This window comes from Streptomyces sp. NPDC043680 (assembly GCF_056436685.1).
Map to the genome: position 1 here is coordinate 110,431 of NZ_JBWKCE010000005.1, position 12,930 is coordinate 123,360.

The window sequence follows — 12,930 nt, forward strand, 5'->3', positions numbered from 1 at the left end:
ACCACGCCACTCTAGACGTTGCACTTACGTCGCCCTGCGCGGGGGTCGTCCCGTGTTGGTCCGATCGGCGCCGCGACGTTGTGACGGACTGCGGGCACTCGAATAGCTGCACGCCGTCACGGGGGTAGGCTCGGAATCGCGCCGGTGCACCGTTCGTCACCGGGAACAGACATGTGGAGAGGAGCCCTGACCCACGGTGAGCACCAAGCCGACGACCACAGAGCTCGAATGGACCGAACTGGACCAGCGGGCCGTCGACACCGCCCGCATCCTGGCCGCCGACGCGGTCCAGAAGGTCGGTAACGGCCACCCCGGTACGGCGATGAGCCTGGCCCCCGCCGCGTACACCCTTTTCCAGAAGGTCATGCGGCACGACCCGGCCGACCCCGAGTGGGTCGGCCGCGACCGTTTCGTGCTTTCCGCGGGTCACTCGTCCCTGACTCTCTACACGCAGCTCTACCTGGCCGGCTTCGGCCTGGAGCTGGACGACCTCAAGGCCTTCCGCACCTGGGGCTCCAAGACCCCCGGCCACCCCGAGTACGGCCACACGGCCGGCGTCGAGACCACCACCGGCCCGCTGGGCCAGGGTGTCGCCAACGCGGTGGGCATGGCCATGGCGGCCCGCTACGAGCGCGGCCTGTTCGACCCGGAGGCCGCCCCGGGCACGTCCCCGTTCGACCACATGGTCTACGCGATCGCCGGTGACGGCTGCCTCCAGGAGGGCATCTCCGCCGAGGCCTCCTCCCTCGCGGGCCACCAGAAGCTCGGCAACCTCGTCCTGTTGTGGGACGACAACCACATCTCCATCGAGGGTGACACCGAGACGGCCGTCTCCGAGGACACCCTCAAGCGGTACGAGGCGTACGGCTGGCACGTCCAGCGCGTGGCCCAGCAGGAGAACGGGGACCTCGACCCGAAGGCGCTGTACGAGGCCCTCCAGGCCGCCAAGGCCGAGACCGGGCGCCCGTCGTTCATCGCGATGCGCTCGATCATCGCCTGGCCGGCCCCGCACGCCCAGGGCACCGAGGCCGCGCACGGCTCGGCCCTCGGCGACGACGAGGTGGCCGCCACCAAGCGCGTCCTCGGCTTCGACCCGGAGAAGGCCTTCGAGGTCTCCGACGAGGTCATCGGCCACACCCGCAAGGCCCTGGACCGCGGCCGCGACGCCAAGGCCGCCTGGGAGAAGGACTTCTCGGCCTGGCGCACGGCCAACCCGGAGCGTGCCGCCGAGTTCGACCGGATCAACGCCAACGAGCTGCCCGCGGGCTGGGAGGACAAGCTCCCCGTCTTCGAGCCGGGCAAGGGCATCGCCACCCGCGCGGCCTCCGGCAAAGTGCTTGAGGCGCTCGGCGGGATCATCCCGGAGCTGTGGGGCGGCTCGGCCGACCTTGCCGGCTCCAACAACACCACCATCGACAAGACCTCGTCCTTCCTGCCGAAGGGCAACCCGCTGCCGGAGGCCGACCCGTACGGCCGCACCATCCACTTCGGCATCCGCGAGCACGCCATGGCCGCGTCCATGAACGGCATCGCGCTGCACGGCCACACCCGCATCTACGGCGGCACCTTCCTGGTGTTCTCCGACTACATGCGCAACGCCGTGCGCCTGTCCGCCCTGATGCACCTGCCGGTGACGTACGTGTGGACGCACGACTCCATCGGCCTGGGCGAGGACGGCCCGACCCACCAGCCCGTGGAGCACCTCGCCTCGCTGCGCGCCATCCCGGGCCTGAACGTGGTCCGCCCGGCCGACGCGAACGAGACGGCCATCGCCTGGCGCGAGATCCTGCGCCGCCACACCAAGGTGTTCGGCAAGGGCGCCCCGCACGGTCTGGCGCTGACCCGTCAGGGCGTGCCGACGTACGAGCCCAACGAGGACGCCGCCAAGGGCGGGTACGTGCTGTTCGAGGCCGAGGGCGGCCGGCCGCAGGTCGTGCTCATCGGCACCGGCTCCGAGGTGCACGTGGCCGTCGAGGCCCGCGAGCAGCTCCAGGCCGCGGGCGTCCCGACCCGCGTGGTCTCGATGCCGTCCGTCGAGTGGTTCGAGGAGCAGGACCAGGCATACAAGGACAGCGTCCTGCCGCCGTCGGTGAAGGCGCGCGTCGCGGTCGAGGCGGGCATCGGCCTGACCTGGCACCGCTACGTGGGCGACGCCGGCCGGATCGTGTCGCTGGAGCACTTCGGTGCCTCGGCCGACGCCAAGGTGCTTTTCCGCGAGTTCGGCTTCACCCCCGAGGCCGTCGCCGCCGCCGCCAGGGAATCGATCGCCGCCGCCGCGCGCTGACGCCGGCACCAGAGTAGGAGTTGTAATCCCATGACAGACGCACTCAAGCGCCTCTCCGACGAGGGTGTGGCGATCTGGCTGGACGACCTGTCCCGCAAGCGCATCACGTCCGGCAACCTGGCCGAGCTCATCGACCAGTCGCACGTGGTCGGCGTGACCACCAACCCGTCGATCTTCCAGAAGGCGATCAGCAGCGGTGACGGCTACGAGCAGCAGCTCGCGGACCTCGCCGCCCGCAAGGTCACCGTCGAGGAGGCCATCAGGATGATCACGACGGCGGACGTCCGCGACGCCGCCGACATCCTGCGCCCGGTCTTCGACGCCACCGACGGCCAGGACGGCCGGGTCTCGATCGAGGTCGACCCGCGCCTCGCCCACGACACCCGGGCGACCGTCGCCGAGGCCAAGCAGCTGGCCTGGCTGGTGGACCGCCCGAACACCCTCATCAAGATCCCGGCTACCAGGGCGGGCCTGCCGGCGATCACCGAGGTGATCGGGCGCGGCATCAGCGTCAACGTCACGCTGATCTTCTCGCTGGAGCGCTACCGCGAGGTCATGGACGCCTACCTGGCGGGTCTGGAGAAGGCGAAGGCCTCCGGCCTGGACCTGTCCCTGATCCACTCGGTCGCCTCGTTCTTCGTGTCCCGCGTGGACAGCGAGATCGACAAGCGCCTGGACTCGGTCGGCACGGACGAGGCGAAGGCCCTGAAGGGCAAGGCGGCCCTCGCCAACGCCCGCCTGGCCTACGAGGCCTACGAGGAGGTCTTCTCCTCCGACCGGTGGAACGCCCTGGAGCGGGTAGGCGCCAACAAGCAGCGTCCGCTGTGGGCCTCGACCGGCGTCAAGGACCCGGCGTACAAGGACACCCTGTACGTGGACGACCTGGTCGCCCCGAACACGGTGAACACCATGCCGGAGGCCACCCTGGAGGCCACCGCCGACCACGGCGAGATCACGGGCGACACCGTGCGCGGCTCGTACGCGCAGTCGCGCGCCGAGCTCGATGCGGTCGCGAAGCTGGGCATCTCGTACGACGATGTGGTGCAGCTGCTGGAGGACGAGGGCGTCGAGAAGTTCGAGGCGTCCTGGAACGACCTGCTGAAGTCGACCGAGGCGGAGCTTGAGCGCCTCGCCCCCACGGAAGGCTAGAGCACGTTGCTTGTAAACGGAGCGAACCCGCTTCGTGACGCACAGGACCGGCGGCTTCCGCGCATCGCGGGGCCGTCCGGCCTGGTCATTTTCGGCGTTACGGGTGACCTGTCGCGCAAGAAGCTGATGCCTGCCGTCTACGACCTGGCCAACAGAGGCCTGCTCCCGCCGGGCTTCTCGCTGATCGGCTTCGCCCGCCGTGAGTGGGAGCACGAGGACTTCGCCCAGGAGGTGTACGAGGCCGTCAAGCAGCACTCGCGCACGCCGTTCCGGGAAGAGGTCTGGCAGCAGCTGGTGCAGGGCTGCCGGTTCGTGCAGGGCGACTTCGACGACGACCAGGCGTTCGAGACGCTGAAGGCGACGATCGAGGAGCTCGACAAGCAGCAGGGCACGGGCGGCAACTTCGCCTTCTACCTGTCGGTCCCGCCGAAGTTCTTCCCCAAGGTGGTCCAGCAGCTCAAGGACCACGGCCTGGCCCAGAAGGCGGGTTCCTGGCGGCGCGCGGTCATCGAGAAGCCCTTCGGGCACGACCTGAAGAGCGCCGAGGAGCTCAACAAGGTCGTCCACGAGGTCTTTCCGCGGGACGAGGTCTTCCGGATCGACCACTACCTCGGCAAGGAGACGGTCCAGAACATCCTGGCGCTCCGCTTCGCCAACACGATGTTCGAGCCGATCTGGAACCGGTCGTACGTCGACCACGTGCAGATCACCATGGCGGAGGACATCGGCATCGGAGGCCGGGCCGGCTACTACGACGGCATCGGCGCGGCCCGCGACGTCATCCAGAACCACCTGCTCCAGCTGCTCGCGCTGACCGCGATGGAGGAGCCCGGCTCCTTCCACCCGAAGGCGCTGGTGGCCGAGAAGCTCAAGGTCCTCACGGCCGTCGAGCTCCCGGAGGACCTGGGCAAGCACACCGTGCGGGGCCAGTACTCGGCGGCGTGGCAGGGCGGCGAGAAGGTCGTCGGGTACCTCGAAGAGGACGGCATCGACCCGAAGTCGAAGACCGACACCTACGCGGCCATCCGCCTGGAGATCAACAACCGCCGCTGGGCGGGCGTCCCGTTCTACCTGCGGACCGGCAAGCGCCTGGGCCGCCGCGTGACCGAGATCGCCGTCGTCTTCAAGCGGGCCCCGTACCTGCCGTTCGAGTCGGGCGCGACCGAGGAGCTGGGGCAGAACGCCCTGGTCATCCGGGTCCAGCCGGACGAGGGCGTGACGGTTCGTTTCGGCTCCAAGGTTCCGGGCACCTCGATGGAGGTCCGGGACGTCACGATGGACTTCGCCTACGGCGAGTCCTTCACGGAGTCGAGCCCCGAGGCGTACGAGCGCCTGATCCTCGACGTCCTGCTCGGTGACGCGAACCTCTTCCCGCGCCACCAGGAGGTCGAGCTCTCCTGGAACATCCTCGACCCGATCGAGGAGTACTGGGACAAGCACGGCAAGCCCGCGCAGTACCCGGCGGGCACCTGGGGGCCGGTCGAGGCGGACGAGATGCTCGCACGAGACGGACGGAGCTGGCGCCGGCCATGAAGATCGACCTCACGGAGACCAACTCCAGCAAGATCAACGCCGCGTTGGTGCAGGCGCGCCGGGACATCGGCACGCCGGCCATCGGCATGGTCCTCACGCTGGTGATCGTGACCGACGAGGAGAACGCGTACGACGCGCTCAAGTCGGCGAACGACGCGTCCCACGAGCACCCCTCGCGGATCCTCGTCGTCATCAAGCGGGTCAGCCGCTCGCCGCGCAGCCGTCGTGACGCCCGTCTCGACGCGGAAGTCCGTGTCGGGGCGGATGCCGGCAGCGGCGAGACGATCGTGCTGCGCCTGCACGGCGAGCTGGTCGACCACGCCCAGTCGGTGGTCCTCCCCCTGCTCCTGCCGGACGCCCCGGTGGTGGTGTGGTGGCCGGAGGGTGCTCCGACGGACCTGGCGGGCGATCCGCTGGGGGCCCTGGGGCAGCGCCGGATCACGGACACGTACTCCTGCGAGGACCCGATCGATGCGCTCGCCGGGCGCGCCGCGTCGTACGCGCCCGGGGACACGGACCTGTCCTGGACCCGGATCACCCCCTGGCGTTCGATGCTGGCGGCGGCGCTGGACCAGCAGCACGTGACGGTCGTCTCGGCGCACGTCGAGGGCGAGGACGACAACCCGAGCTGCGAGCTGCTGGCCATGTGGCTCGGGGACCGGCTTGAGGTCCCCGTCAAGCGGACCGTCTCCTCGGGCCCCGGCCTGACGTCGGTCCGGCTGACGACCAAGGAGGGCGAGATCGTCCTGGACCGTGCGGACGGCTCCCTGGCCACGCTGTGCATGCCGGGGCAGCCCGACCGTGCGGTGGCGCTGAAGCGCCGCGACACGGCGGAGCTGCTCGCGGAGGAGCTGCGGCGGCTGGACCCGGACAACACCTACGAGTCCGCGCTGAAGTTCGGCGTGGCGACGCTGGAGGCGGAGCAGCCGGCCGCGGCGCCGGCTGCGGCCGGGGCGGCGGAGACGACCGAGGCGGAGGCGAAGCCGGCCGTCAAGCCGGCTGCCAAGCCCGCGGCGAAGACGGCTGCGAAGAAGGCTCCGGCCAAGCAGTGACGAACCGCGGCCGTCGGCCGGGTCCGGCCCCCGAGGGGGCAGGGACCGGGCCGGCGGCCGAGCCATTTCCCGACCGAGAAGTCGCGACCAAGAAGGCGGCAAGAACATGGGTATGACGACTCCCCAGGTCGTCGTCCACCGGGACAAGGAGCTGATGGCCCAGGCCGCGGCGGCCCGGCTCATCACGAAGATCGTGGACGCGCAGGCGGCCCGCGGCAGCGCTTCGGTGGTCCTGACGGGTGGCCGCAACGGCAACGGCCTGCTCGCGGCCCTGGCGGCCGCCCCGGCCCGGGACGCCGTCGACTGGGCCCGGCTGGACCTGTGGTGGGGCGACGAGCGGTACGTCCCGGCCGACGACCCCGAGCGCAACCACACCCAGGCCCGCGAGGCCCTGCTGGACGCCGTCCCGGTGGACCCGGCCCGGGTCCACGTCATGCCGGCCTCGGACGGCCCGTACGGGGACGACGTGGACGCCGCGGCGGCCTCCTACGCGGCGGAGCTGCGCCGGGCGGCGGGCCCGGAGGACCACGGGCCGGTGCCGCGCTTCGACGTGCTGATGCTGGGCGTCGGCCCGGACACCCACGTGGCGTCGCTGTTCCCGGAACACCCTGCGGCGCGCGAGGCCGAGCGCACGGTGGTCGGCGTCCACGGTGCGCCGAAGCCGCCGCCCACCCGGGTCTCGCTGACGCTCCCGGCGATCCGGGCGGCCAAGGAGGTGTGGCTGCTGGCGGCCGGCGAGGACAAGGCGGGCGCGGTGGCGATCGCGCTCGGCGGGGCCGGCGAGCTCCAGGCCCCGGCAGCGGGTGCGTACGGGCGCTCGCGGACGCTGTGGCTCCTCGACCGCGCGGCCGCGGCGAAGCTCCCGCCGGGCATGTACCCCCCTGCCTCGGCCTGACCCCTACGGCCGAAGGGCCCGCACCCCCCGGGGTGCGGGCCCTTCGCGTCGTCTGCGCCCGGGCGGACCGGACGGCCCGGACGGTCAGGCGCGGCCGCGCAGCCGCCGGTAGGCGGAGACGAGGGCCTTCGTCGAAGGGTCGAGGCCCGGTACGTCCGCGCCCTGCGACAGGGCCGGCTCCACCCGCTTGGCCAGGACCTTGCCGAGCTCCACGCCCCACTGGTCGAAGGAGTCGATGTTCCACACCGCGCCCTGCACGAACACCTTGTGCTCGTACAGCGCGATCAGCTGCCCCAGCACGGAGGGGCTCAGCTCCGTGGCGAGGATGGTGGTCGTCGGATGGTTGCCGCGGAAGGTCTTGTGGGGGACCAGGGACTCCTCGACCCCTTCCGCCCGGACCTCGTCCGCCGTCTTGCCGAAGGCCAGCGCCTGCGTCTGGGCGAGGAAGTTGGCCATCAGCAGGTCGTGCTGCGCGGCCAGCCTCGGCGGCAGTTCCGCCACCGGCCGGGCGAAGCCGATGAAGTCCGCGGGGATGACCTTGGTCCCCTGGTGGATCAACTGGTAGTACGCGTGCTGCCCGTTGGTGCCGGGCGTGCCCCACACGACCGGTCCCGTCTGCCAGTCCACCGGATTGCCGTCCCGGTCGACGGACTTGCCGTTGGACTCCATGTCGAGCTGCTGGAGGTAGGCCGGGAACCGGGAAAGGTAGTGGCTGTACGGGAGGACCGCGTGCGACTGGGCGTCGAAGAAGGCGCCGTACCAGATCCCGAGCAGGCCGAGCAGCAGCGGGGCGTTCTCCTGCGGCGGCGCCGTGCGGAAGTGCTCGTCCATCGTCCGGAAACCGGCGAGCAGTTCACGGAAGGCCTCGGGGCCGATCGCGATCATCAGCGACAGGCCGATGGCCGAGTCGAAGGAGTAGCGCCCGCCGACCCAGTCCCAGAACTCGAACATGTTGGCCGGATCGATGCCGAAGGCCGTCACCTTCTCGGCGTTGGTCGACAGCGCCACGAAGTGCCGTGCCACGGCCGCCTGGTCACCGCCGACCCCGGAGAGCAGCCAGTCCCGCGCCGACTCGGCGTTGGTGATGGTCTCGATCGTCGTGAAGGTCTTGGACGCGATGATGAACAGCGTCTCTTCCGGGTCCAGGTCCCGTACGGCCTCGTGCAGGTCGGCGCCGTCCACGTTGGACACGAACCGCACGGTCAGGCCGCGGTCGGTGAAGGGGCGCAGCGCGTCGTAGGCCATGGCCGGGCCCAGGTCGGAGCCGCCGATGCCGACGTTGACGATGTTGGTGATGCGCCGTCCGGTGAAGCCGGTCCACTGCCCGGAGCGGATCTGCTCGGAGAAGGCGGCCATCTTGTCGAGTACGGCGTGCACGCCGGGGACGACGTTCTCGCCGTCCACCTCGACGACGGCGTCGGCGGCCGCGCGCAGGGCCGTGTGCAGGACCGCGCGGTCCTCGGTGGTGTTGATCTTCTCGCCGCGGAACATGGCCTCCCGCAGCTCGGCCACGCCGGTGGCGGCGGCGAGTTCGCGCAGCAGTTCCAGCGTCTCGTCGGTGACGAGGTGCTTCGAGTAGTCGATGTGCAGGTCGCCGACCTGCAGGGTGTAGCCCGTGCCCCGGTTCGGATCCGCCTCGAACAGCTCGCGCAGATGCGTGTTCCCCAGCGCTTCCCGGTGCTTGCCGAGTGCCAGCCACTCGGGCGTCCGGTTGAGCCTCGTACGTCCCTCCCGTCGCCCGCCACCACCCTCGTTTGACGCGCTTCGCGCGGCGGCCTGATTTGCGTTCATCTCGGACATCAACCCGTTTCTTCCGTCCTGTCGTGCCCCGCCACCACCAACTTAAGGGATCACAAGCAGCGCAACACGCGCAAAGGGCCCGGCCCGCAGGAGTCTTCTCCCACGGGCCGGGCCCTGTGCCGACCTGTCTCAGATCTCGCCGCGCAGCTTGGCGAGCGCCTCGGCGAGGATCGCCTCGCCGTCGGCGTCCGTACGCCGCTCGCGCACGTACGCCAGGTGCGTCTTGTACGGCTCGGTGCGGGGCGGGGCCGGGGGGTTGTCCCGGTCCTGGCCGGCCGGGAACCCGCAGCGCGGGCAGTCCCAGGTGTCCGGCACCTGCGCGTCGCTGGCGAAGCTCGGCTGCGTCTCGTGCCCGTTCGAGCACCAGAAGGAGATGCGCAGGCGGGGCGCGGACTCGCCGCGCTCGGCCTCACCCATCGGCCCCGCTCCGACCCGACTGCCACGGATCGCGTTGCCACTTGCCACGGTCGTAACTCCCTGCGTGATGGTGCCGCGAAGCGTCAGTGGATTTCCGCCGCGGGCGCCCCAGTCTACGTAAGGCCCAACGCACGTCCATCACATGGAGTTACTCACTCCGGGCTGTGGACGCCGGTCTCATGATAGGCGGGGCGCAGGCGGCCGGGCTGCCGGAATGGCGAGAACCGTAGGCCCCTCTACTTCATCAGGATGCCGAGCGCCAGGATGCACGCGAACCACAGCAGACCGACCACGACGGTGATGCGGTCCAGGTTGCGCTCCGCGACAGAGGAGCCGCCGACGGACGACTGCATGCCGCCGCCGAACATGTCGGAGAGGCCGCCGCCCTTGCCCTTGTGCATCAGCACGAGCAGCATCAGCAGGGCGCTGAAGACGATCAGGGCGATCGAGAACCCCATAATCACGGCTGATTCCTATCTGTCTGGCTTACTGGCTGTCCGGCATCCCGGTGTGCTGCCGGATGCGCGCGGGGGCCGGCGGCTGATGGTTCAGCCTCCCGGCCCCCGCAAGGGTACGACGGATCCGCCCTACCGCATACTCACTGCGACGATCACAGTGCCTACTGGTCGCGGAAGCGGACGATCTTGACGAATTCGTCCGCGTCCAGCGCCGCGCCGCCGACCAGGGCGCCGTCGACGTCGGGCTGGGCCATGATCGCCGCGATGTTGCCGGACTTCACCGAGCCGCCGTACTGGATGCGGACCTTGTCGGCCAGCTCCTGGGAGTACAGCTCGGCCAGGCGGCCGCGGATCGCCCCGCAGACCTCCTGGGCGTCCTCGGGGGTCGCGACCTCGCCGGTCCCGATCGCCCAGACCGGCTCGTACGCGATCACGATGGACTCGACCTGCTCGGCCGGGACGTCCTTGAGACCGCCGTCGACCTGGTTCAGCGTGTACGGGACCTGCTGGCCGGCCTTGCGGATCTCCAGGCCCTCGCCGACGCAGAGGATCGGGGTGATCCCGTGCCGGTAGGCGGCCTTGACCTTGGCGTTGCAGAGCTCGTCGCTCTCACCGTGGTATTGGCGGCGCTCGCTGTGGCCGACCGCCACGTACGTGCACTTCAGCTTGGCGAGCATGGAGCCGGAGATCTCGCCGGTGTAGGCGCCGGAGTCGTGCGCCGAGAGGTCCTGGGCGCCGTACTTGATCTTCAGCTTGTCGCCGTCGACCAGCGTCTGGACCGAGCGCAGGTCGACGAAGGGCGCCAGCACCGCGACCTCGACGGCGTCGTAGTCCTTGTCGGCGAGGGCGAAGGCGAGCTTCTGGACGTGCGCGATGGCCTCAAGGTGGTTGAGGTTCATCTTCCAGTTGCCCGCCATGAGCGGGGTACGCGTGCTCATTGAGGGTCAGACCTCCAGTGCGGCGAGGCCGGGGAGCGTCTTGCCCTCAAGGTATTCGAGGGAGGCGCCGCCACCGGTAGAGATGTGTCCGAAAGCGTTCTCGTCGAAGCCGAGCGTGCGCACGGCCGCGGCGGAGTCGCCGCCGCCGACCACGGTGAACGCGCTGCTGTCGACGAGGGCCTGCGCGATGGCGCGGGTGCCTCCGGCGTAGTCGGGGTGCTCGAAGACGCCCACGGGACCGTTCCAGAAGACGGTCTCGGCGTCGGCGATCTTCGAGGCGTACAGCTCACGGGTCTTGGGACCGATGTCCAGACCCTCCTTGTCGGCGGGGATCTTGTCCGCGTCGACGGTGATGTACTCGGCCGGGGTCTTGCCCTTGAGGTCGGGGAAGTCCGCGGAGGCGAGGATGTCGATCGGCAGGACCAGCTCGACGCCGTTCTTCTCGGCGCGCTCCATGTACTCCGTGACGACCGGGATCTGGTCTTCCTGGAGGAGGGAGATGCCGACCTCGTGGCCCTTGGCCTTGAGGAAGGTGTAGGCCATGCCGCCGCCGATCAGGAGGCGGTCGGCCTTGCCGAGCAGCTCGTCGATGACGGCGAGCTTGTCGGAGACCTTGGCGCCGCCGAGGATGACGACGTACGGACGCTTGACGTCGGCGGTCAGCTTCTTCAGGACGCCGACCTCGGTGGCGATGAGCTGGCCGGCGGCGTGCGGCAGGCGCGCGGGCAGGTCGTAGACCGAGGCGTGCTTGCGGTGGACGGCGCCGAAGCCGTCGCCGACGTAGACGTCGGCGAGCTCGGCGAGCTGGTCCGCGAAGCCGCCGCGCTCGGCGTCGTCCTTCGAGGTCTCACCGGCGTTGAAGCGCAGGTTCTCGATGACGGCGACCTGGCCGTCGGCGAGCTTCGCGACGGTCTCCCTGGCGGAGGCGCCGACCGTGTCGGGGGCGAACGCGACCTCGGCGCCCAGCAGTTCGCCGAGCCGCTTGGCGGCGGGGGCGAGCGAGAAGGCCGGGTCCGGGGCGCCCTTGGGGCGGCCCAGGTGCGAGGCGACGACCACGCGGGCGCCGGCCTCGGCGAGCTTCGCGATGGTCGGCTGCACGGCGCGGATGCGGCCGTCGTCGGTGATGGTGTCGCCGGCGAGCGGCACGTTCAGGTCGGCGCGGACGAAGACCCGCTTGCCGGAGACGCCCTCGGCGAGGAGTTCGTCGATCGTCTTCATGTGTTTCTGACTCCTTAGGCGCCCATGTCGGGGCGAAGAACGACAGGCAAACTACAGGGTCCGGCCGGCGCGTCGTCGCGCCGCCCGGACCCTGAGCTTCACATCGTGGTTGCCGCTCCGGAAATCAGAGCTGGCCGCCGACGAAGACGGTGAGGTCGACGAGGCGGTTGGAGTAGCCCCACTCGTTGTCGTACCAGCCGACGACCTTGACCTGCTTGCCCTGCACCATCGTCAGGGAGGAGTCGAAGGTGCAGGAGGCCGGCCAGTTCACGATGTCGGAGGAGACGATCGCGTCCTCGGTGTAGTCGAGGATGCCCTTCAGCTGGCCCTCGGACGCCTTCTGGAAGGCGGCGTTGATCTCGTCCTTGGTGACCTCGCGGTCGAGCTCCAGGACGAGGTCGGTGACCGAGCCGGTCGGGACCGGGACGCGCATGGCGATGCCGTCCAGCTTGCCCTTGAGCTGCGGCAGGACCAGCGCGGTGGCCTTGGCGGCACCGGTGGAGGTCGGGATGATGTTCTCGGCTGCGGCGCGGGCGCGACGCAGGTCCGAGTGCGGGAAGTCCAGGATCCGCTGGTCGTTCGTGTAGGCGTGGACCGTCGTCATCATGCCCTTGACGATGCCGAAGTTCTCGTCGAGGACCTTGGCCATCGGCGCCACGCAGTTGGTGGTGCAGGAGGCGTTGGAGATGACGTGGTGGTTGGCGGCGTCGTACTTGTCCTGGTTGACGCCCATCACGATGGTGATGTCCTCGTCCTTGGCCGGAGCCGAGATGAGGACCTTCTTCGCGCCCGCGGCGATGTGCTTGGCGGCGTCGGCCTTCTTCGTGAAGATGCCGGTCGACTCGATGACGATGTCGGCGCCCAGCTCGCCCCAGGGCAGGTTCGCGGGGTCGCGCTCGGCGAACGTCTTGAAGGTGTTGCCGCCGACGGTGATGGTGTCTTCGGTGTGGGAGACCTCGGCCTTGAGGCGGCCCAGAATGGTGTCGTACTTGAGCAGGTGGACCAGGGTGGCGTTGTCAGTCAGGTCGTTGACACCGACGATCTCGATGTCCGCTCCCTGCTCCAGGAGCGCGCGGAAGTAGTTGCGGCCAATGCGGCCAAAACCGTTGATGCCTACGCGGATCGTCACGAACCGATCTCCTCGTTGGTGCGCCGGTCTGTCAGCCGGCGAGCTGTATGGGATGTC

At 70.0% G+C, this 12,930-nt stretch carries 11 protein-coding genes; 5 read left to right on the top strand and 6 right to left on the bottom strand.

Going from position 1 to position 12,930, the window contains the following annotated elements:
• Positions 1-196: 196 nt before the first annotated feature.
• The 5 genes from tkt (at position 197) to pgl (ending at position 6,913) form a co-directional block, all read left to right on the top strand.
• Complete coding sequence (gene tkt, locus AC0666_RS12850) at positions 197-2,284, top strand: transketolase (RefSeq protein ID WP_468966759.1); 2,088 nt, start codon at positions 197-199, stop codon at positions 2,282-2,284.
• Positions 2,285-2,314: 30 nt separating this feature from the next.
• Positions 2,315-3,433 carry a transaldolase gene (gene tal / locus AC0666_RS12855; protein WP_468966762.1) on the top strand — a complete coding sequence of 373 codons (1,119 nt, stop codon included), beginning with the start codon at positions 2,315-2,317 and terminating at the stop codon, positions 3,431-3,433.
• Between the two features lie 6 nt (positions 3,434-3,439).
• The gene (gene zwf / locus AC0666_RS12860) at positions 3,440-4,966 is read left to right on the top strand and encodes a glucose-6-phosphate dehydrogenase (RefSeq protein WP_361724089.1); all 1,527 of its coding nucleotides are present in this window, start codon (positions 3,440-3,442) and stop codon (positions 4,964-4,966) included.
• Positions 4,963-6,018 carry a glucose-6-phosphate dehydrogenase assembly protein OpcA gene (opcA, locus tag AC0666_RS12865; protein ID WP_468966766.1) on the top strand — a complete coding sequence of 352 codons (1,056 nt, stop codon included), beginning with the start codon at positions 4,963-4,965 and terminating at the stop codon, positions 6,016-6,018. The genes zwf and opcA overlap by 4 nt, the downstream gene beginning before the upstream one ends.
• A gap of 112 nt (positions 6,019-6,130) precedes the next feature.
• Positions 6,131-6,913, top strand: coding sequence for a 6-phosphogluconolactonase (gene pgl, locus AC0666_RS12870; RefSeq protein WP_361724083.1), 783 nt, complete (start codon positions 6,131-6,133; stop codon positions 6,911-6,913).
• Positions 6,914-6,997: 84 nt separating this feature from the next.
• On the opposite strand, the gene pgi is transcribed toward pgl, so the two are convergent.
• The 6 genes from pgi to gap all read right to left on the bottom strand — a co-directional run bounded on the left by pgi (position 6,998) and on the right by gap (position 12,873).
• Positions 6,998-8,704: a glucose-6-phosphate isomerase gene (gene pgi / locus AC0666_RS12875; protein WP_478707698.1), complete on the bottom strand. Its 1,707-nt coding sequence runs from the start codon at positions 8,702-8,704 to the stop codon at positions 6,998-7,000.
• Positions 8,705-8,842: 138 nt separating this feature from the next.
• Entirely contained in the window at positions 8,843-9,178 is a 336-nt protein-coding gene (locus tag AC0666_RS12880; RefSeq protein WP_007263454.1) for an RNA polymerase-binding protein RbpA, read from the bottom strand.
• A gap of 188 nt (positions 9,179-9,366) precedes the next feature.
• A complete protein-coding gene (gene secG / locus AC0666_RS12885) occupies positions 9,367-9,588 on the bottom strand; it encodes a preprotein translocase subunit SecG (RefSeq protein ID WP_361724080.1) in 222 nt (73 codons plus the stop codon).
• Between the two features lie 161 nt (positions 9,589-9,749).
• Positions 9,750-10,526: a triose-phosphate isomerase gene (gene tpiA / locus AC0666_RS12890; protein ID WP_468584679.1), complete on the bottom strand. Its 777-nt coding sequence runs from the start codon at positions 10,524-10,526 to the stop codon at positions 9,750-9,752.
• 6 nt (positions 10,527-10,532) lie between these two features.
• Entirely contained in the window at positions 10,533-11,744 is a 1,212-nt protein-coding gene (locus tag AC0666_RS12895) for a phosphoglycerate kinase (protein WP_478707582.1), read from the bottom strand.
• Positions 11,745-11,868: 124 nt separating this feature from the next.
• The gene (gene gap / locus AC0666_RS12900) at positions 11,869-12,873 is read right to left on the bottom strand and encodes a type I glyceraldehyde-3-phosphate dehydrogenase (RefSeq protein WP_468584682.1); all 1,005 of its coding nucleotides are present in this window, start codon (positions 12,871-12,873) and stop codon (positions 11,869-11,871) included.
• Positions 12,874-12,930 lie beyond the last annotated feature (57 nt).